Here is a 20,774-nt window from a genome sequence, read left to right on the forward strand (position 1 = left end):
CTCCCGTCCGGTCAGCCTGAAGGGCGGGAGCTGTTTTCTTTCAAGATCACGACAGGACGCATCATGGCAGCCGCCTCGCTTGCCGCAGCGCCCGCAGCTGCGCCGGAAACACCGTTTCTGTCCGTTCTCGGTCTCAAGAAATATTTTGGGGGCGTCAAGGCCCTGGATGGCGTGAGTTTTTCTCTTGAAGAGGGAGAGGTTCATGCGCTCGTCGGCGAAAACGGCGCCGGCAAATCCACCCTGATCAAGATCCTCTCCGGTGTCTTTCCCTTCGATGACGGCGAGGTCACGCTCGCCGGAGACAGCTACACGCCGGCAACACCGCATGAGGCCAAGGATCGCGGCGTTCAGGTGGTGCACCAGGAATTCAACCTGCTCGACCACCTGACCATTGCCGAGAACATTTCCATCGAGCACATGCCGACCAACCGGTTTGGCCTGCTCGACCGCAGGGAAATGAACCGGCGGGCACGCCAGGCGCTCGACGCCATCGGCCTCTCCGACATCGACGTCGCCCAGCCGGTCTCATCGCTCGGTATCGCCCATCGCCAGCTGGTCGAGATTGCCCGGGCCTTGCAGTCGAAGAGCCGTATCCTGATCCTGGACGAGCCGACGGCAACCCTGACCGAGCGAGAGACCAAGCGCCTCTTCGACATTGTGGCTGCCATCAAGGCGGATGGTGTGACCGTCGTTTTCGTGTCGCATCATCTCGATGAAGTCTTTGCCATCTGCGACCGGGTCACGGTCTTCCGCAATGGCAAAACCATCGCGACCGACCTGATCGCGGAGACGACACCGGAGGGCGTTGTTCAACGCATGGTCGGGCGTCACCTTGGTGCGGAACGGGACGAGCAGGACGTGAAAACGCCGGGCCAATCCGCTCTCAGGCTCGACAATCTCCTGACCGGCGCGAACCCGGGCAACACCGGCGTGTCGCTGGACTTGAGGGCCGGCGAAATTGTCGGCATCGCAGGTCTGGTCGGTGCGGGGCGCACGGAAATCCTGCGCGGCATCTTCGGCGTCGATCCGCTGCGGTCCGGCACACTCTATCGCGACGGCCAGGAAGTGCGTTTCAAGGGGCCGCGTGATGCGATCGCTGCCGGGATCGGCTTTGTCACCGAGGATCGCAAGGACGAAGGCCTGATCCTCGATATGCCGATTGCCGCCAACATGTCGCTGGCCAGTCTTGGGGCTGTGTCACGCTCCGGGCTGTTGCAGCTTGCCAGCGAGACCCGCAAGGCACGCGAGGGCGGGGCGAAACTGAAACTCAAATACGGCAAGACCTCGGACGCCGTTTCCAGCCTGTCCGGGGGCAATCAGCAGAAGGTTGTGCTGGCCAAATGGCTGGCGCGCGGGCCGAAGGTGCTCCTGCTTGATGAACCGACCCGAGGCGTTGATGTCGGCGCCAAGGCCGAGATCTACGGCATCCTGAAGGACCTTGCCCGGGAGGGCGTTGCCCTGCTGGTCGTCTCCTCCGAGATGCCCGAGCTGATGACCCTGGCCGACCGCATCCTGGTGCTGGCTGAACACGAGATCCAGGGCGAACTCGCCCGCGACCAATTCTCAGAAGAAAACATCCTGAAACTGGCTTACGGGCAGACCGACACGGCCGGGGGAGCACGTCAATGACCACCGAAACCCTTCAGGAAGCCGCGCCGCCGGTTTCCAAATTCTCTATTCGCACCGTCCTGCACAATGCCGGCATCGGTCTCGCACTCCTGGCGCTGATCCTGTTCTTCTCGCTCTTCACCGAGCATTTCCTGACGCCGAACAACATCACCAACATCCTGACCCAGATCACCATCAACCTGATCCTGGCGGTCGGCATGACCTTCGTCATCCTGATCGGCGGCATTGATCTGTCGGTTGGCTCGGTCATGGCCTTTGCGGCCGTTGTCGCCGGCAAGGCGATCACGCTGCCCGGTTTCGGCCCGGCCGAAGCGATTGCGCTGGCGATAGTCGCGGCGACGCTGACCGGCGTTCTTTGCGGTGTCGTCAACGGGGCGATCAGCGCCTATTGGGCGCTGCCGTCCTTCATCATCACGCTCGGCATGCTCAACATTGCGCGGGGCGCCGCGCTGCAGGTGTCCGATGCCCAGACGATCTATTCCTTCCCTTACGCGTTCGAGGAATTCGGTTCGGCCATGATCTACGGCGTGCCGGTGGTTTTCCTGGTCGCGCTGGTCCTGGTCTTCATCGCCTGGTTCGTTCTGAACTTCACTGTCTTCGGCCGCCTGATCTACGGCATCGGCAACAATGAGGAAGCCGTGCGGCTCGCCGGCCATTCGGTGTTCCGTTACAAGATCGCGGCCTTCACCATTTGCGGGTTGACCGCGGGGATCGCGGCGATCGTCTATATGGCCCGGCTCAACATCTCCAGTCCGATTGCCGGCATCGGCTTTGAGCTCAACGCCATTGCTGCGGTGATCATCGGCGGCACCAGCCTCAGCGGCGGCCGGGGCTCGGTCATCGGCACGTTGCTTGGCGCCTTCATCATCGGCGTGCTTGCCAACGGGCTGATCCTGATCGGGTTGAGTGATTTCATGCGCCAAATGATCACCGGCGTCGTCATCATCATCGCCGTAGTGCTTGACTACTATCGCGCAAAATACGCAGCAAAATGAAACGGACCGCACTTCTCAACCGTCACCTGAGCGCGCTGGTCGCGTCGCTCGGGCACCTCGACGAGATCATTGTCGCCGATGCGGGCCTGCCCGTGCCGGACGGCGTCACCGTGATCGATCTCGCCGTCTCGCCCGGTGTGCCGCGCCTGCGCGATGTGCTGAATGCTCTGCGCTCGGAACTGACGATCGAACAGGCGATCTGGGCCGAAGAGGCGTCCGACACGGTCTCTGGCGTGATGGAAGCGGAAGTGGAGCTCTGGCGGGCGCAAGGCTCCGCCAGGGTGACGACCTCGCTGCTCTCGCACGAGGACTTCAAGCAGCGCAGCGCCGGGGCCAGGGCCGTCATCCGCACGGGTGAGGTCACGCCCTATGCCAATCTTCTTCTTGTCAGCGGGGTCGCGTTTTGAAATTCGTAACTGTCGTCGGCAGCATCAATATCGACCTCACCAGCTATCTGGACCGCTGGCCGAAGGTGGGTGAGACCATCGCCGTTCGTGAAACTGTGTCCTCTCTGGGTGGCAAAGGTGCCAATCAGGCTGTCGCCGCCGCGCGTCTTGGCGCCAGGACGGCCTTTGTCGGCGCCATCGGTACGGACGGGTTTGCCCAGCAGGCCGCGATGGAGCTGCGCAGGGAAGGCGTCGGTGCGTTGCTTCAGGAAGTGCCGGACGCGGCAACAGGCCTTGCCTTCATCGATGTCGGACCCGATGGCGGCAACATGATCAGACTTGCCGGAGGCGCCAATCTGAAGCTGGGACCTTCCGATATCCAGAGGCAAAAGGAAGTCCTGCTGGACGCCCAGGTGGTTCTCCTTCAGAACGAAATAGGTCTGGAGGCCTCCTTGCAGGCGGCCCGTCTGGCGCGTTCCGGAGGGGCTCTGGTGATCATGGACCCCGCACCAGCCCCAAGCCCGGCCTGGCCGCGTGACTTGCTGGCGGACTTCGACATCGTGACACCGAATGCCCATGAGGCTGCGGGCCTATTGGGGTGGGAACCGGCAACACTGGACGAAGGCCGCGAGGCTGCAAGGCAACTGGCTCCCTGTTGTGCGCGCGGTGCCATCATCACCATGGGGGGGACGGGGGTCGCCTGGGCGCTCGATGGCGAGGTGGAGGCGTTGCCGGCTCCGAAGGTCAAGACCATCGACACGGTCGCCGCGGGCGATTGTTTCAACGGGGCGCTCGCGACGCGGCTGAGCCTCGGCGAGAGTTACAGGGACGCCATTGCCTTTGCCATGCGCGCTGCCGCGCTCGCGACGACACGCAAGGGGGCGGCAGCGTCGCTGCCGAGACTGGACGAGCTGGAAGCGCCGCTTAAGTCGCTGTCCGCCTGAATGAATTCGGCATCTTGATTGCCGCTCCGAGGAATGCTTCAAGGAGTAGGACCTGACTTGGAGACCGCCTGCAGATGCCAACAATCAAAGACGTCGCACGCAAAGCCGGTGTGTCTGTTGGAACTGTCTCGCGGGTTCTCTCCAAGAATGAAACCGTCAAGGAGCCTCTGAAAAAGCGCGTGACCGCGGCGATGGAAGAGCTCAACTACAAGCCCAATCTGGCCGCACGGGCGCTCCGCACCAATTCCATCGAGGTGATCGGCCTCGTGGTGCCGGACATCACCAACCCGTTTTTTGCCCAGCTTGCCAAGAACATCGAAATGGAAGCTGCCAAGCGCGGCCATTCGGTGATGCTGGCCAATTCCCACGACGACCTGGAAGACGAAAGAACCCAGGTCTCCGTGCTGCTCGACCGCTCGGTCTGCGGCGTGATCGTCGTGGCGACTTCCGATGGCGGCCAGAGCCACAAGGCCGATGTGCCGATTGTCTCTCTCGATCGCCGTTTCGGCGCCTATCCGCTGGTTGCGACCGATCATTTTGACGGCTCGCAGAAGATTGCCGATCATCTCGTGGGGCTTGGGCACAGACGGATTGCCTATATTGCCGGTCCGCAATCGATGGAGGTTGCCCGCCAGCGCCGGGAGGGGTTTGTCGCGCGGATCAAGGCGCTCTCAACAGCTGAAGACCCGATCCGGCTTGAAGTGCGGGAAGGCCAGTTCGACTATGACAGCGGCGAGGAGATCGGCCGAACGCTCCTGAAAGGCGTTCCGCCCGGCAGCCGCCCCACTGCCATTGCCGCGGCCAGTGACCAGCAGGCGATCGGTGTCCTGCGCTGCGCCCGCGACCTCAAGCTGGAGGTTCCGAAAGACCTCTCTGTCACCGGCTTCGACGACATCACGCTCGCCTCCCTTGTCGTCCCCCGCCTGACCACCTTGCGCCAGCCGATTGAGCGGCTCGCAGGGGCTGCTGTGGAACGGATCTTTGCCAGGGGTGCAGTGGCGCAGGATGAGTCGATTGGAGGAGAGGTTGTCGTGCGGGAGTCAACGGCGGCAATTTAGACTCAGAGCGGCTTATGCCGGGTTGGTCATTAGCTCATTGATAGAAAGTTAATTTTGATTTTGGGAGGGACTGGTGTCTCACTGTTCAGTTTGGTCAATTGGTTTTGATGAAGTTGCTGGCTACACCATTGATAGAGACTATCTCGATGGTGATGTCGACAAAATTGAATATGTCGATACGACCCCGGATCATGGCAGCAACCCGTCTTTTAAACCTGGAAGAATGTATGCTGGTCGCCCGGTCAAACCAGACTTCATTCCAACCAGAATGGTCTGGAGAAACAAAGATATTCCTCCCTATGACTTTTTCATGCTCAACAAGCTTATTTTGGTCAGTGATGCTTTTAGGGAAATAGTGGAGCGGCATGAGCCGGGTGTTCATCAGTTCTTCCCAATAGAAGTGATGTCTGAATATGGTCAAAAGATCGGGCAGGTATACTTCTTTAATATTTGTAACCGGCTTGACTCTGTGGATCCTGAGAAATCTACGGCAAAAAAAGGGAAATTATTTTGGGATACGCTGTCCGGAAAGATGGTCTATTCAAAGAGCGTGATCGGGGAGCGCCATGCATGGGTGGATAAATATGTGTCAAGCGGTCAGTTTCTATCAAACGCCGTGAAGGAAGATGTCGTATCTGCCGGATTAACCGGGATTGTTTTTAACGCTCGTACCGTGAAATAGAAATTTGTTGACGCTGCCTATCTGATTGAATTTCGGGGTAAATTTCAGCAGTGGAATTACCTCGTCGAAATTCGCTATGTCGGAACAATGCAAATCCACAAGGTGTCGAGACAGCCGGAGCTCCGTGTCGTTTATCGTCGTGGGCGCATGTGGCTCAGTCAGACGTGGTCTTCAAAGATCAGGTCCCGCACAAGGGCAATTCGATGTGCCTCGTCCGCAGCTCAGCCTGTGAAAAGAGCGAGCGCTTGGGCGGGGGCTCTCCTAGCTGTGTGACGCTCCCGCCCTTGGTCATTGATATCTTTGGTTGTTTTGTCGGTTGAGATGCAATCGCTTGTTGGGGCAAGAGTGATCGCTATAGCAGGTTGTGAAGAAAAGGATTTATCGATGGCCGATGAATTTGTTTGGGCAATTGGATTTGATGAAGTTGCTGGTTACATCATTGAGAGAGAGTATCTTGATGGTGATGTCGACAAGATTGAATATGTCGATACGACCCCGGATCATGGCAGCAACCCGTTGTTTGAACCTGGAAGAATGTATGCTGGTCGACCGGTCAGACCCGACTTCATTCCGACGAGGATGGTCTGGAAAAACAAAGATATTCCTCCCTATGACTTTTTCATGAGCAACGGGCTTATTTTGGTTAGTGATGCTTTTAAGGAAATAGTGGAGCGGCATGAGCCGGGTGTTCATCAGTTCTTCCCCATAGACGTGATGTCTGAAGATGGACAAAAGATCGGGCGGGTATATTTTTTTAATTTTTGTAACCGGCTTGATTCAGTAGACCCCAATAATTCTACGGCAAAAAAAGGGAAGTTACTTTGGAAGCCTCGAACCGGAAAGATGGTCTATTCAAAGAACGTGATCGGGGAGCGCCATGCATGGGTGGATAAATATGTGTCAAGCGGTCGGTTCCTATCAAACGCCGTGAAGGAAGATGTCGTATCTGCCGGATTGACCGGGATTGTTTTTAACGCTCGTCACGTGAAATAGAAATTCGTTGCCGCTGCATATCTGGTGGAAATTACCCCGTCGAATTCCGCTATGTCGAAGCAATGCAAATCCACAAGGTTTCGAGACAGCCGGACCTCCGTGTCGTTTGCCGTATCATGGGTGCATGTGGCTCAGTCAGACCTGATCTTCAACGATCAGGTCCCGCACAAGGGTAATTCGACGCGCCTCGTCCGCAGCTCAGCCTGTCAAAAGAGCGAACGCTTGGGCGTGGGGCACCTAGCTTATGACGCTTCCGCCCTTGGTTATTGATATTTTTGGCTGTCTTGGCAGTTGAGATGCAATCGCTTGTTGAGGCAAGAGTGATCGCTACAGCAGATTATGAAGAAAAGGATTTATCGATGGCCGATGAATTTGTTTGGGCAATTGGATTTGATGAAGTTGCTGGTTACATCATTGAGAGAGAGTATCTTGATGGTGATGTCGACAAGATTGAATATGTCGATACGACCCCGGATCCTGGCAGCAACCCGTTGTTTGAACCTGGAAGAATGTATGCTGGTCGACCGGTCAGACCCGACTTCATTCCGACGAGGATGGTCTGGAAAAACAAAGATATTCCTCCCTATGACTTTTTCATGAGCAACGGGCTTATTTTGGTTAGTGATGCTTTTAAGGAAATAGTGGAGCGGCATGAGCCGGGTGTTCATCAGTTCTTCCCCATAGACGTGATGTCTGAAGATGGACAAAAGATCGGGCGGGTATATTTTTTTAATTTTTGTAACCGGCTTGATTCAGTAGACCCCAATAATTCTACGGCAAAAAAAGGGAAGTTACTTTGGGATGCGCTGTCCGGAAAGATGGTCTTTTCAAAGAGAGTCATCGGGGAGCGTCATGCATGGGTGGATAAATATGTGTCAAGCGGTCGGTTCCTATCAAACGCCGTGAAGGAAGATGTTGTATCTGCCGGATTGACCGGGATTATTTTGCACGCGTTTTCATTGAAGTAGATATTTAAAAACGCGCTGTTCCTGCATATCTGATTGAATTTCGGGGTAAATTTCAGCAGTGGAAACTACCTCGTCGTCCTCCGCCTGACCACCTTGCGCCAGCCGACAGAGCGGTTCGCAGAGACTGCCGTGGAGAGGATCTTTGCCAGAGGCGCAGTTGCGTAGGATGAGGCGATTGGGGGAGAAGTGATCGGACGGGAAGCGACAGCGACAATTTGAGAAATTGAGTTTGTAATCGTTCAGTTGGAAAATGACATGACAAACAACAGCGAGATTTGGGTCAGCAGCGCCCTGACCAACGGGGTGCTCGGCAACAAGCTCGGCATTCGTGCAAAGTATTTCGGGCAGGACTGGGAACCCCCGACACATAAGGTTCCGCCTGAACCAGATGGTGTATTTGATAATATGCAGCGCCAGGTGCGCGGTGAAATCTTGCGGCGCGAAGACTTGCCGGAAGCCTGCTATGTCTTTGATGAGAAGCGCTTCAAACAGTGCAAGGATTTTTTCTTCCTGGGCGGATTTGCTGCCGTCAAGGGACGTCTGGCGGAGGTGCTTCTGGATGCGGATCTCGGTGCCGGAAAAATGGTCCAGATACCTGTTTTTGAAGAGGATAAGGTGACGGAACTGCCGGGGCCTTACTACGTGCTCAATTTTGTGGCTCGCGACCGCATGTTCCTGCCTGTGGAATCTCGGGCTCTCGAAACGATCCTGACCATGAACGAGGATGGGCGCGATCTTTGGGATACTTACTCCGAAACGGATGGAGATATAGCCGTGGCCGCGGCGGCGCTGGATAGTGGACCGGATATCTGGGTCGATCCGAGGCTTAAATATGAAATTTTCCTGAGCGGTTCCCTCGTCAAAGCCATTCGGCAGGCAAAGATCAAGGGAGGCTATTTGCGGCTGCGTCGCTGCCGGATCGTGGAGGAGAACCCACAATAGGTCAGCCTCTCTGACCATATATTTCAAACCTAAAACTTTAAGCTTGAAATAAATTTCTCCCTGTGGTTCGCTGAAGACAACGCAGCCATGGAGGATCACATGCGGATTGCCTGTCTCGGGGGAGGACCAGCCGGTCTCTACTTCGCCATCTCGATGAAGCTGCGCGATCCTGGACACGAGATCGACGTGATCGAGCGCAACCGGCCGGACGACACATTCGGCTGGGGGGTGGTGCTCTCCGACGAGACCTTGCAGAACCTGGCCGAAAACGATCCGGTCAGCGCCAAGGCGATCGGCGAGAACTTTGCCTATTGGGACGACATCGCACTTCACCTGCGCGGCGAGCGTCTGGTTTCCACCGGTCACGGGTTTTGCGGCATTGGCCGCATGAAGCTGCTTCTGCTGCTGCAGGACCGCGCCCGCGAACTCGGCATCAATCTGAAATTCGAGACCGAAGTCGAGAGCGCCGAAGACTACCGCAAGGACTACGATCTGGTGGTGGCCAGCGACGGGCTGAACTCCAGGACCCGGACGCTTTACCAGGATACCTTCAAGCCGGACATCGACCAGCGGCTCTGCCAGTTCGTCTGGCTCGGCACGCACCAGAAATTCGCGGACGCCTTCACCTTCATTTTCGAGGAAACCGAGCATGGCTGGGTCTGGGCCCACGCCTATCAGTTCGACGACGAAACAGCGACCTTCATTGTCGAATGCGACCAGGAAACGTTTGACGCCTTCGGCTTTGGCGAGATGAGCCAGGAAGACAGCATCCGCACCTGCGAGGAGATTTTCAAGGATCACCTGGGCGGTCATCCGCTGATGACCAACGCGAAACACATCCGCGGCTCTGCCTGGATCCGCTTTCCGCGGGTCCTGTGCGAGAAATGGAGCCACGAGAACGTGGTCCTGCTTGGGGATGCCGCCGCGACAGCGCATTTTTCCATCGGCTCGGGCACCAAGCTGGCCTTTGAATCGGCCATCGCGCTTGCCGAATACCTGCACACCGAGCCGGATATGGCAGCCGCCTTCAAGCGCTACGAAGAAGACCGGCGCCTGGAAGTGCTGCGCCTGCAATCCGCCGCGCGCAACTCGCTGGAATGGTTCGAGCACGTCAAGCGCTACCTGCATCTCGACCCGGTACAGTTCAACTATTCCATGCTGACCCGCTCCCAGCGGATCAGCCATGAAAACCTGCGTCTGCGTGACCCGAAATGGCTGGAATCGGCCGAGCGCTGGTTCATGGACCAGGCGGGTGTCTCGCCAAATGAGCCGGTACGTTCACCGATGTTCACCCCGTTCAAGCTGCGCGGGCTGGAGCTCAAAAACCGCATCGTCGTCTCGCCGATGGCCCAGTACAAGGCCGTTGATGGGGCTCCGACCGACTGGCACATGATCCATTATGGCGAGCGCGCGAAGGGCGGGGCAGGGCTTGTTTATGTGGAGATGACCTGCGTCAGCGCTGAAGGGCGGATCACACCGGGATGCCCGGGCCTTTATGCGCCCGAGCATGAAGTGGCCTGGAAACGGCTGACCGATTTTGTCCATGCCGAGACCGACGCGAAGATCTGTTGCCAGATCGGCCATTCCGGCCGTAAAGGCTCCACGAGGATCGGCTGGGAAGGCATGGACCAGCCGCTGGAAAGCGGCAACTGGGAGCTGGTCTCCGCCTCCGCCATTCCCTGGTCCGACGGCAATGCGACACCGCGCGAGATCACCCTGGCCGAGATGGACGAGATCAAGGCCGAGTTCGTTTCCGCAGCCGAAATGGCAGGCCGGGCCGGCTTCGACATGATCGAGCTTCACGCCGCCCACGGCTATCTGCTGTCCTCCTTCATTTCACCGGTTTCCAATGTCCGGACCGATGACTATGGCGGATCGCTGGAAAACCGCATGCGCTGGCCGTTGGACGTCTTCAAGGCCATGCGCGCTGTCTGGCCGGAGGACAAGCCCATGTCTGTGCGTATCTCCGCCTGCGACTGGGTGGGTGAAGAAGGCGTGACCCCGGACGATGCGGTCGAGATCGCCCGGATGTTCCGCGCAGCGGGTGTCGATCTGGTGGATGTGTCCGCCGGTCAGACCACGCCCAAGGCGAGGCCCGTCTATGGACGGATGTTCCAGACACCGTTTTCCGACCGGATCCGCAACGAGGGCGGCTTGCCGACCATGGCTGTCGGCAACATCTACGAGGCCGATCACGCCAACTCGATCCTGATGGCGGGCCGCGCCGATCTGGTCGCTGTCGGCCGTCCGCATCTGGCCGATCCCTACTGGACCTTCCATGAGGGCGCCAAGATCGGCGACCGCAACGCGTCCGACTGGCCGAAGCCGTATCTCGCCGGCCGCGACCAGCTCTGGCGCCTGGCCGACCGGGAAGCGGAGATGCTGAAAGTATGAGTGTCTCGGGCCGACATATCGTGGTGACCGGCGGAGGCAGCGGTGTTGGCGCCGCCTGTGCCCATCGCTTTTGCGAGGCCGGTGCTAAGGTGACGATCCTGGGGCGCACGGAAGCAAAGCTGGCCGAACAGAAACTGGCCTATCAGGTCTGCGATGTCACGGATGCCGGGGCCGTCAAGGCTGCTTTCGAGGCGGCCAAGTCAGAAAACGGAGCCATCGATGTGGTGGTGGCAAATGCCGGTGCCGTTGAAAGCAAGCCGTTCCTGAAAACGGCGCCGGAGGATCTTCAGTCCATGCTGGCGGTCAATCTGCTCGGAACGTCGAATGTCTGGCAAGCGGCCTTGCCGGACATGAAGGCAAATGGCTGGGGCCGCATGATCGCCATTGCTTCCACGGCGGGCCTGCGCGGTTATCCTTATGTCAGCGGCTATTGCGCAGCCAAACATGCCGTTGTCGGCCTGACCCGGTCACTGGCGCGGGAACTTGCCAAAACAGGCATCACGGTGAACGCCATCTGTCCGGGCTTTGTCGAGACGCCGATGCTGCAGCGCTCGATCGACACGATCGTCGAAAAGACCGGCATGAGCGCGGAAGCCGCCGCCGACACGCTGAAGGCGGACAATCCGCAAGGGCGGTTCATTCAGGTTTCCGAAGTTGCCGAAACGGCGCTCTATCTCTGTTCAGACGGTGCCGTGTCGGTAAACGGCCATGCATTGACACTTGCCGGGGGGGAGCTGTGATGTCGGATCAATCGCAGGACCAGCTGTCCAAGGCGCGGCTTCGTCTCTGGCTGAAGCTCCTGAAATCGGTCAACGGCATCGAGGCGGAGATCCGGCGCAACCTGCGCGATGATCACGGCACCACGCTGCCGCGATTTGATGTCATGTCGGCGCTGGCCCGGTTTCCGGAGGGCCTGAAAATGTCGGACCTTTCCACCTTCCTGAAGGTCTCCAACGGCAATGTCACCGGCATTGTCGACAAGCTGACGGAAGAGGGCCTGGCCGAACGGGTTGCCGTTCCTGGCGACCGGCGGGCGCAACAGGCCCGGCTGACCGACAAGGGCAGGGCGGCCTTCGAGGATCTCGCCAACCATCACGAAACCTGGATCAACGACCTTTTGGACGGCTGGTCGCCGGACGACATCGATACGGTGTCGGCGCGCCTTGACGCCGTTCTCAACCGAAACAGCCACGAGGACAGCGGCCATGCGTGACGACGTAACGCATTTCAAATGTGACATCAAAGACGGCATCGCCCGCATCGCGCTGAACCGGCCGGAGCGCAAGAACCCGCTGACGTTCGAAAGCTATGCCGAGCTGCGAGACTGGTTCCGCGACCTTCCTTATGCCGACGATGTTCATGCCGTGGTAATCCTGCCCAATGGCGGCAATTTCTCCTCCGGCGGTGACGTTCATGACATCATCGGGCCGCTCACAAAAATGAACATGAAGGAGCTGCTCGCCTTTACCCGCATGACCGGTGATCTCGTCAAGGCGATGCTGAATTGCGGCAAGCCGATCATTTCCGCGGTCGACGGCATCTGTGCCGGTGCGGGGGCGATCATGGCCATGGCGTCCGACCTGCGCGTGGCAACGCCTGAGGCCAAGGTGGCCTTCCTGTTCAACCGGGTTGGTCTCGCCGGATGCGACATGGGCGCTTGCGCGATCCTGCCGCGCATCATCGGTCAGGGGCGGGCGGCGGAACTGCTATATCTGGGCCGGTCGATGAAGGCCGATGAAGGCCATGCCTGGGGCTTCTTCAATGCGCTGGCACCCACGGAGGCTCTGGAACAAACGGCGCTCCAGATGGCCGAACGCATCGTCGCTGGTCCGACCTTCGCCAATTCCATGACCAAGACCATGCTGGCCCAGGAATGGTCGATGAGCGTGGAACAGGCCATCGAAGCTGAAGCCCAGGCCCAGGCGATCTGCATGCAGGGCAATGACTTCCGCCGGGCCTACGAGGCCTTTGTCAAAAAAGAAAAACCGGTCTTCGAGGGCGACTGATGTCAGACAAGACCTTCCTGCAATGGCCGTTTTTTGAAGACAGGCATCGGGTCCTGTCCGAGGAACTGGAAAACTGGGCGGATGCACATCTCGCCGATGTGGATCACACCGACACGGATGCCGCCTGCAAAGAGCTGGTGACGGCGCTTGGCAAGGGCGGGTTTCTGCAGCATTCAGGTGCTCCGGACGGCCGTCTGGATGTGCGCAGCCTGTGCCTGATCCGGGAAACGCTGGCCCGCCATGACGGTCTCGCTGATTTTGCCTTCGCCATGCAGGGGCTCGGCACCGGCGCAATCTCCCTCTTCGGCACGGATGCCCAGAAAGCGGACTGGTTGCCAAGGACACGGTCGGGCGAAGCCATTTCTGCCTTTGCCTTGACCGAACCGCAATCTGGCTCGGACGTTGCCAATTCCACGATGACGGCAACCCTCGACGGCGATGCCTATGTGCTGGACGGCGAAAAGACCTGGATTTCCAACGGCGGCATCGCCGATGTCTATACGCTTTTCGCCCGAACCGGCGAGGCGCCCGGTGCCAGGGGGCTTTCCGCCTTTATCGTGACGCCGGATCTGAAGGGCTTTGAGGTTGTCGAACGTCTGGAGACGATTGCCCCGCATCCCCTGGCAACGCTGCGCTTTACCGGGTGCCGCGTGCCGAAGGAAAACCTCATCGGCACGCCCGGCGCCGGTTTCAAGATTGCCATGTCCGTGCTCGACATCTTCCGCTCGACGGTTGCGGCCGCAGCGCTTGGGTTCGCAAGGCGGGCGCTGGACGAGGCGCTTTCCCGCGTGGTGACCCGCAAAATCCAGGGCGCGCCGCTGTTTGACCTGCAGCTGGTGCAGGGACATATCGCGGATATGGCGCTCGATGTCGACGCCGCAGCCCTGCTGATCTATCGCGCAGCCTGGACCAAGGACAGCGGCGCTCCGCGGGTGACCCGCGAAGCCGCCATGGCCAAGCTTTTTGCCACCGATCAGGCGCAGCAGATCATCGACAAGGCTGTGCAACTGCACGGCGGCGATGGTGTGCGCTCGGGCACAGCCGTCGAAAAACTCTACCGCGAGATCCGGGCCCTGCGTATCTATGAGGGCGCCTCGGACGTTCAGAAAATCATCATCGCGCGCCAGGCTCTCGGCGCCTTTCAGGGAGACTGATCCATGCTTGGTCCCTCCGCACATGTCGACACTTTCACCCGGGACAACCTGCCGCCCGAGGACCAGTGGCCGGATTTCCTCCTGGAGGATTTCCAGTATCCGGAAAGGCTGAATGCTGCCGTTGAACTCACCGACAAGATGGTCGAACAGGGTTTTGGCGATCACACCGCCCTGATCGGCAATGGCCGCCGCCGCACCTACAAGGAACTGGCCGACTGGACCAACCGGCTGGCGCATGCGCTGTCTGAAGATCTTGGCGTCAAACCCGGCAACCGGGTGCTGATCCGTTCGGCCAACAATCCGGCGATGGTCGCCTGCTGGCTGGCAGCGACCAAGGCCGGCGCGGTTGTCGTCAACACCATGCCGATGCTGAGGGCCGGGGAGCTTTCCAAGATCGTCGACAAGGCGGAGATCGAATTCGCGCTCTGCGACACCCGCCTGATGGATGAAATGGTCGCCTGTGCCAAAACGTCGACCTTCCTGAAGAAGGTTGTCGGTTTTGACGGCACGTCAAACCACGATGCGGAACTGGATCGGCTGGCACTGGAAAAATCCGTGCTTTATGACGCCGTGCCGACCGGCCGCGACGATGTCGCGCTGCTGGGTTTTACCTCCGGCTCGACGGGGACACCCAAGGCGACCATGCATTTCCACCGGGATCTGCTGATCATCGCCGATGGCTATGCCAGGGAAGTGCTGGGCGTGACGCCGGAAGATGTCTTTGTCGGTTCCCCGCCGCTCGCCTTCACCTTCGGGCTCGGCGGACTGGCGATTTTCCCGCTGCGCTTTGGAGCGGCCGCGACGCTGCTGGAGGCTGCAACCCCGCCGAACATGATCGAGATCATCGAGAAGTACAAAGCAACGGTCTGTTTTACCGCGCCGACTGCTTACCGGGTCATGCTGCAAGCCATGGAAGATGGCGCGGATCTGTCTTCGCTGCGGGCGGCCGTCTCGGCGGGGGAGACCCTGCCGGCACCTGTCTATGAGGCCTGGATGGAAAAGACCGGCAAACCGATGCTCGACGGCATTGGTGCCACCGAAATGCTGCATATCTTCATCTCCAACCGGTTCGGCGATCACAAACCGGCCTGCACCGGCAAGCCGGTCGGCGGCTATGAGGTCAAGATCATAGACGCAAGCGGCGCACCGGTTGCTCCAGGTGAGGTCGGCCGGCTGGCTGTGCGTGGCCCGACCGGCTGCCGCTATCTCGCCGACGACCGCCAGCACGGATATGTCATCGACGGCTGGAACATCACCGGTGACAGCTTTTCCATGAGCGAGGACGGTCACCTTCACTTCGCCGCCCGCAACGACGACATGATCATTTCCGCCGGCTACAACATTGCCGGTCCGGAAGTGGAAGCGGCCCTGCTGGCGCATCCGGCAATCCAGGAATGCGCTGTCATCGGTGTGCCGGACGAGGATCGCGGGTCGATTGTACAGGCTCACGTGGTCGTCGCCGAGGGAATCGAAATCTCAGAAGAGCTCGTCAAGGCTTTGAAAGATCACGTCAAAGCGACGATCGCACCTTACAAATACCCGCGGTCGATCATCTTCGAGGACACTCTGCCGAAAACGGAAACCGGCAAGATCCAGCGTTTCCGGCTCCGGCCGGATGCTTGAGCGGACAATCCTGTTTGGGCCGGGATTATTACAATAAAACAAGCCCTTGGCCGACCAAGCTCACAAAAAGAAGCATGGCGGCAACTTAATACCACCGGGAACAGCAGTCTAAAGACCAAGAGGAACAGCAGATGAAATTTACAACCATGGCAACCGCCGCCGCACTTGCGGTCGGTCTCTCGACAGCCCACGCCGAACCGGTCAAGGTCGGCATGATCACAACGCTGTCCGGCGGCGGCGCGGGCCTAGGCATCGACGTGCGAGACGGGTTCATGCTGGCGGTCAAACAGGCCGGCAATGAAGATCTCGAGGTCGTCATCGAAGACGATCAGCGCAAACCGGATATCGCCGTCCAGCTTGCCGACAAGATGATCCAGTCGGAGAAGGTCGATGTGCTCACCGGCATCATCTGGTCCAACCTTGCCATGGCCGTGATCCCGGCCGCGACCGCCCAGGGGAAATTCTATCTGTCGCCGAATGCCGGTCCGTCCGTCCTGGCCGGCAAGGGCTGTCATCCGAACTATTTCAACGTCGCCTGGCAGAACGACAATCTGCATGAGGCCGCCGGTGCCTACGCCAACTTTGAGGGGCTGAAAAACAGCTTCATCCTGGCGCCGAACTATCCGGCCGGCAAGGACGCGCTCACCGGCTACAAGCGTACCTATCAGGGCGATGTTGCGGGCGAGATCTACACCAAGCTGGGGCAGACCGATTATGCCGCTGAAATCGCGCAGATCCGGGCATCCGGCGCGGACAGCGTCTATTTCTTCCTGCCGGGTGGCATGGGCATTTCCTTCCTGAAGCAATACAAGGATTCCGGCGTCGACCTGCCGGTGGTTGGCCCGGCCTTCTCCTTTGACCAGGGGATCCTGCAAGCCGTCGGCGATGCAGCGCTCGGCGTCAAGAACACCAGCCAGTGGAACAAGGATATCGAGGCCCCGGCCAACAAGGCTTTTGTCGACTCCTTCCAGGCTGAATATGGCCGCCTGCCGTCGCTCTATGCTTCACAGGGCTTTGACACAGCCAACTTGTTGCTGTCGGCCATGGCCAAGGCCGATGTGAAAGATGCCGATGCCTTCCGCGCAGCCCTGCTGGAAGCGGATTTCGCCTCCACACGCGGTAATTTCAAGTTCGGTCCGAACCACCATCCGATCCAGGACATCTATGTCCGTGAAGTGATCAAGGAGGGTGACGTCTACACCAACAAGATCATCGGCAAGGCGCTGACCAGCCACGCCGATGCCTACTGGTCCGAGTGCAACATGTAAGGTAAGCACCACAGTTCGGCGCGGCGAATCCGCCGTGCCGAACAATGGGGCGGGGCAAGAGCATTGTTTGTGAATGTTGGCGTGTTTGATGAAGATATGCGGCGCACTCGGCAAGGCGCGTCGCGCAGCGCGATGTGGTTCATCGGGCAAGCGGCGCAACGCAGCCGATGGGCCGCCTATCTTCACCACGCTCAAAGCACACTCGGCTTGCCGGCTCCAATGAATAGGCAGGGCGAATTTGCCCTCTGGCGTCGTTGGCCCGCCCTTGTGGTGGTGCCACCACTGCGGACGGACCGCCTCGCCAGTGAACAAATTCGCTCCTGTCAAATGCGTCAACATTCACAAACGATGCTCAGATGTCACTGATATTGCTCATAGAGCAGGTTCTGAACGGCCTGCAATTCGGCATCATGCTGTTCTTGATGGCCGCCGGGCTGACGCTCATCTTCGGCGTGATGGGGCTGATCAATCTGGCCCACGGGTCGCTCTACATGATCGGCGCCTTCTGCGCGGCTGCCGTGGCCGCGGCCACAGGCTCCTTCCTGCTCGGTCTTGTAGCCGCGCTGGCCGGGGCGGCGATCGCCGGCGCCCTGGTGGAACTGGTCGTGATCCGGCGTCTTTACGACAAGGATCACCTCGATCAGGTTCTGGCCACCTTCGCGCTGATCCTGATCTTCTCGGAAGGCACGCGCTGGATCTTCGGCTCTTTTCCGCTCTACCTGAATGTACCGGAATTCTTGTCCGGGCCGGTGACACTGCCGGGCGGAATTGAATATCCGCTCTACCGGCTGACGCTGATCGTGGTCGGTCTGGCGGTTGCCCTTGGGTTATGGCTGCTGATTTCCAGAACGCGGCTTGGCATCCAGATCCGGGCTGGCGAGAACGACCGCGAGATGATCGCGGCGCTCGGCATCGACATTGCCAAGCTCTACACCATCGTCTTCGCACTGGGCGCGGCGCTCGCCGGGCTTGCCGGGGCCCTGGTCGGTGCGATCCAGTCGGTCCAGGTCGGCATGGGCGAGCCTGTCCTGATCCTGGCCTTCGTTGTCATCGTCATTGGCGGCATTGGCTCGATCAAGGGCGCCTTGATCGGCGCGATCCTGGTGGGGCTGACCGACACGCTCGGCGGCATCTTCCTGCCGGAGCTCTTGAAACTCGTTCTTGATCCGTCAACTGCGACGTCGGTCGGATCATCGCTCGCCTCCATGGCGATCTATATCCTGATGGCTGCGGTGCTGATCCTGCGTCCTGCCGGACTGTTCGGAGCGCGCGCATGATCCGGGAAAGCTATCTCAACACGGCAACACTCTTGTTGCTCATCGCCATCCCGGCCTGGGCCCTGAGCGCGGATGAGCCCTTCACCATCACGCTGATGACACGGGCCGTGATCTTCGCCATTGCCGCCGTCGGCCTCAACATCGCATTGGGGCTTGGCGGGCTGGTCAGTCTCGGCCACGCCGTCTTCTTCGGCATTGGCGGCTATGCCATGGGCATTCTCGCCCATCACGCCCAGACCTATACGCCTCTTGCCGAATGGCCTCTGCTGATCGAGGGCACCAAGTCGATGCCGGTCATCTGGCTGCTGGCCATTGTGCTGTCTTCCCTGGCTGCACTGGTCATCGGCATCCTGTCGCTTAGGACCGCCGGCGTGTATTTCATCATGATCACGCTGGCCTTCGGGCAGATGTTCTTCTTCTTTGCCATTTCCTGGGCGGAATATGGCGGTGAGGACGGGCTTTCGATCTATGTGCGCAATGGCTTCCCGGGTTTGAACACGCTCGATCCGATCCAGTTCTACGGCCTCTGTCTGGTGTTGCTCTGTCTGGTGCTCACCTTTGCCTGGCGTCTCGGCGGTTCGCCCTTCGGCCTCGCGCTGAACGCAGCGCGGCAGGTGCCGGTGCGGGCGGAAACGGTCGGTCTGGACCCGGTTCGGCTCAAGCTGGTCGCCTTCGTGGTTTCTGGTGCCATCACCGGGCTCGCAGGGGCGCTCTTTGCGGATCTGAACCGCTTTGTCAGTCCGACCATGTTCTCCTGGCAGACCAGCGGTGAAATCATGATCTTCATCATCATCGGCGGTGTCGGGCGCCTCTTCGGACCTGTCGTTGGCGCGCTCGTTTTCGTGGCGCTGGAGCATTGGCTCGGGGGTCTGTCCGATTTCTGGCACATCTATCTCGGCCTGTTGCTGCTTGTCATCGTCCTGTTCGGACGGGGCGGCCTGATCGGCATGGTTTGCGGACGGGAGGCGGTTCATGACTGAGGCTGTTCTTCAAACACGCGGCATCACGAAGAGCTTCGGAGCTTTGCGCGCCAGCCGCGACATTTCCATCGACCTGAAGCCCGGTGAAATTCACGCGATCATCGGGCCCAACGGGGCAGGCAAATCGACGCTGATCGGCCAGATCTGCGGCACGCTCAAGCCCGATGCCGGTACGGTGCACCTGCTCGGTCAGGACGTGACACAGGAGCCGACGCGGGCACGGGCCAGGGCCGGTCTTGGCCGGACTTTCCAGATCTCCGCGCTGGCCATGGAAGATACCGTTCTGCAGAACGCTGTTCTGGGAGCGCTCGGGGCCAATGGCAAACCCTGGCGCTTCTTCGGCAATGCCCTCAAGGATGTGGACTTGCGGTCAATCGCCGAAGAGGCACTGGAAAGGGTCGGTCTTCAGGACCATGCCCGCATGCGCACCGCCGAACTCAGTCACGGTCAGCGTCGTCAGTTGGAGGTTGCTGTGGCCCTGACCTTGAGGCCCAGGGCGCTCGTCATGGACGAGCCGATGGCTGGTATGGGCTCTGAGGGCTCCAAACTGCTGACCGGCTTTCTGGACACGTTGCGTCAGGAAGCGCCGATCCTGCTCGTGGAACACGACATGGATGCCGTCTTTACACTCGCGGACCGCATCAGCGTTCTGGTCTATGGCGAAGTCATCGCCACCGGAACGGTGGATGAAATCCGTTCCAATGCCGCCGTCAAGGAAGCCTATCTGGGAGACGAGGCATGAGTGCGCTCTTGAACCTTGCGAATGTCACCGCGTCCTACGGGGCGAGCCAGGCACTTTTCGGGGTCGATCTGAACATCCGGGAAGGGGAGGTGATGGCGTTGCTTGGCCGCAATGGCATGGGCAAGTCCACCACCGTCAAATGCATCTGCCGCATGCTGCCGGCGCAGGGCACGCTGACATTCGGGGGGCAAGATCTGTCCCGTCTGCCCAGTCACAAGGCTGCGCGTCTGGGGCTGGGCCTGGTGCCGGAAGGACGCCGGTGTTTCGCCGACCTGAGCGTTCAGGAAAACCTGATGGCGGCGGCCCGTTCGGGGGACTGGAGTTTCGACAAGGTGATCCAGCTGTTTCCGCGGTTGGGCGAACGGCGCAACCAGCGGGCCGGATCGCTCTCCGGTGGCGAACAGCAGATGCTGGCCATCGGCCGGGCGCTGATGACCAACCCGACCCTCCTGATCCTGGACGAGGCGACCGAAGGTCTTGCCCCGGTCATCCGTCAGGAAATCTGGGCCGTCATCCGGCAGCTGAAGGCCGACACGGGCCTTGCCATCCTGGTCATCGACAAGTCGATCAAGGAACTTCGGCAGGTCTGCGACCGGGCGACGATCCTGGAACGTGGCAAGACGGTGTGGGCTGGAACGATCGAGGCGCTCACCGACGACGTTACCGCCAGCTATATCGGGGTCTAGGCATGTTTCGTTTTGCGCAGGCCGGATCAGTTTTAGATCGTTTATTC

The 20,774-nt window shown here is 59.6% G+C and carries 20 protein-coding genes; all 20 read left to right on the forward strand.

The window, feature by feature from the left end; all coding sequences use genetic code 11:
• Window positions 1-63 precede the first annotated feature (63 nt).
• Window positions 64-1,629 carry a sugar ABC transporter ATP-binding protein gene (locus ACO6TG_RS24735; protein ID WP_422375634.1) on the forward strand — a complete coding sequence of 522 codons (1,566 nt, stop codon included), beginning with the start codon at window positions 64-66 and terminating at the stop codon, window positions 1,627-1,629.
• Window positions 1,626-2,624 (forward strand): ABC transporter permease, encoded by a 999-nt coding sequence (locus tag ACO6TG_RS24740; protein WP_094070016.1) that lies wholly within the window; start codon window positions 1,626-1,628, stop codon window positions 2,622-2,624. Before ACO6TG_RS24735 ends, ACO6TG_RS24740 begins: the two co-directional genes overlap by 4 nt.
• Window positions 2,621-3,031, forward strand: coding sequence for a D-ribose pyranase (rbsD, locus tag ACO6TG_RS24745; RefSeq protein ID WP_422375635.1), 411 nt, complete (start codon window positions 2,621-2,623; stop codon window positions 3,029-3,031). The genes ACO6TG_RS24740 and rbsD overlap by 4 nt, the downstream gene beginning before the upstream one ends.
• On the forward strand, window positions 3,028-3,954 hold the full coding sequence (locus ACO6TG_RS24750; RefSeq protein ID WP_422375636.1) for a ribokinase: 927 nt from the start codon (window positions 3,028-3,030) through the stop codon (window positions 3,952-3,954). The genes rbsD and ACO6TG_RS24750 overlap by 4 nt, the downstream gene beginning before the upstream one ends.
• Window positions 3,955-4,028: 74 nt before the next feature.
• Entirely contained in the window at window positions 4,029-5,012 is a 984-nt protein-coding gene (locus ACO6TG_RS24755) for a LacI family DNA-binding transcriptional regulator (protein WP_422375637.1), read from the forward strand.
• 73 nt (window positions 5,013-5,085) lie between these two features.
• On the forward strand, window positions 5,086-5,694 hold the full coding sequence (locus ACO6TG_RS24760) for an imm11 family protein (RefSeq protein ID WP_422375638.1): 609 nt from the start codon (window positions 5,086-5,088) through the stop codon (window positions 5,692-5,694).
• Window positions 5,695-6,078: 384 nt separating this feature from the next.
• Window positions 6,079-6,687 carry an imm11 family protein gene (locus ACO6TG_RS24765; protein WP_422375639.1) on the forward strand — a complete coding sequence of 203 codons (609 nt, stop codon included), beginning with the start codon at window positions 6,079-6,081 and terminating at the stop codon, window positions 6,685-6,687.
• A 296-nt stretch (window positions 6,688-6,983) separates the two neighbouring features.
• The gene (locus ACO6TG_RS24770; protein WP_422375640.1) at window positions 6,984-7,655 is read left to right on the forward strand and encodes an imm11 family protein; all 672 of its coding nucleotides are present in this window, start codon (window positions 6,984-6,986) and stop codon (window positions 7,653-7,655) included.
• Between the two features lie 255 nt (window positions 7,656-7,910).
• Window positions 7,911-8,597 (forward strand): imm11 family protein, encoded by a 687-nt coding sequence (locus ACO6TG_RS24775; RefSeq protein ID WP_422375641.1) that lies wholly within the window; start codon window positions 7,911-7,913, stop codon window positions 8,595-8,597.
• Between the two features lie 99 nt (window positions 8,598-8,696).
• On the forward strand, window positions 8,697-10,991 hold the full coding sequence (locus ACO6TG_RS24780) for a bifunctional salicylyl-CoA 5-hydroxylase/oxidoreductase (protein ID WP_422375642.1): 2,295 nt from the start codon (window positions 8,697-8,699) through the stop codon (window positions 10,989-10,991).
• Window positions 10,988-11,731, forward strand: a complete 744-nt coding sequence (locus ACO6TG_RS24785) for an SDR family NAD(P)-dependent oxidoreductase (RefSeq protein ID WP_422375643.1) — start codon at window positions 10,988-10,990, stop codon at window positions 11,729-11,731. Before ACO6TG_RS24780 ends, ACO6TG_RS24785 begins: the two co-directional genes overlap by 4 nt.
• Window positions 11,731-12,204, forward strand: a complete 474-nt coding sequence (locus ACO6TG_RS24790; RefSeq protein ID WP_422375644.1) for a MarR family winged helix-turn-helix transcriptional regulator — start codon at window positions 11,731-11,733, stop codon at window positions 12,202-12,204. Before ACO6TG_RS24785 ends, ACO6TG_RS24790 begins: the two co-directional genes overlap by 1 nt.
• Window positions 12,197-12,997, forward strand: a complete 801-nt coding sequence (locus ACO6TG_RS24795) for an enoyl-CoA hydratase family protein (RefSeq protein ID WP_422375645.1) — start codon at window positions 12,197-12,199, stop codon at window positions 12,995-12,997. Before ACO6TG_RS24790 ends, ACO6TG_RS24795 begins: the two co-directional genes overlap by 8 nt.
• The gene (locus ACO6TG_RS24800) at window positions 12,997-14,151 is read left to right on the forward strand and encodes an acyl-CoA dehydrogenase family protein (RefSeq protein WP_422375646.1); all 1,155 of its coding nucleotides are present in this window, start codon (window positions 12,997-12,999) and stop codon (window positions 14,149-14,151) included. Before ACO6TG_RS24795 ends, ACO6TG_RS24800 begins: the two co-directional genes overlap by 1 nt.
• Before the next feature lie 3 nt (window positions 14,152-14,154).
• On the forward strand, window positions 14,155-15,774 hold the full coding sequence (locus tag ACO6TG_RS24805) for an AMP-binding protein (protein ID WP_422375647.1): 1,620 nt from the start codon (window positions 14,155-14,157) through the stop codon (window positions 15,772-15,774).
• A 131-nt stretch (window positions 15,775-15,905) separates the two neighbouring features.
• Window positions 15,906-17,042, forward strand: a complete 1,137-nt coding sequence (locus tag ACO6TG_RS24810; RefSeq protein ID WP_422375648.1) for an ABC transporter substrate-binding protein — start codon at window positions 15,906-15,908, stop codon at window positions 17,040-17,042.
• A gap of 356 nt (window positions 17,043-17,398) precedes the next feature.
• Window positions 17,399-18,319 (forward strand): branched-chain amino acid ABC transporter permease, encoded by a 921-nt coding sequence (locus tag ACO6TG_RS24815; protein WP_422375649.1) that lies wholly within the window; start codon window positions 17,399-17,401, stop codon window positions 18,317-18,319.
• A complete protein-coding gene (locus ACO6TG_RS24820; protein ID WP_422375650.1) occupies window positions 18,316-19,299 on the forward strand; it encodes a branched-chain amino acid ABC transporter permease in 984 nt (327 codons plus the stop codon). Before ACO6TG_RS24815 ends, ACO6TG_RS24820 begins: the two co-directional genes overlap by 4 nt.
• Entirely contained in the window at window positions 19,292-20,041 is a 750-nt protein-coding gene (locus ACO6TG_RS24825) for an ABC transporter ATP-binding protein (protein WP_422375651.1), read from the forward strand. Before ACO6TG_RS24820 ends, ACO6TG_RS24825 begins: the two co-directional genes overlap by 8 nt.
• Window positions 20,038-20,727: an ABC transporter ATP-binding protein gene (locus ACO6TG_RS24830; protein WP_422375652.1), complete on the forward strand. Its 690-nt coding sequence runs from the start codon at window positions 20,038-20,040 to the stop codon at window positions 20,725-20,727. The genes ACO6TG_RS24825 and ACO6TG_RS24830 overlap by 4 nt, the downstream gene beginning before the upstream one ends.
• Window positions 20,728-20,774 lie beyond the last annotated feature (47 nt).

The organism is Roseibium sp. (assembly GCF_965233565.1).
In the GTDB taxonomy this organism is placed as follows: Bacteria; Pseudomonadota; Alphaproteobacteria; order Rhizobiales; family Stappiaceae; genus Roseibium.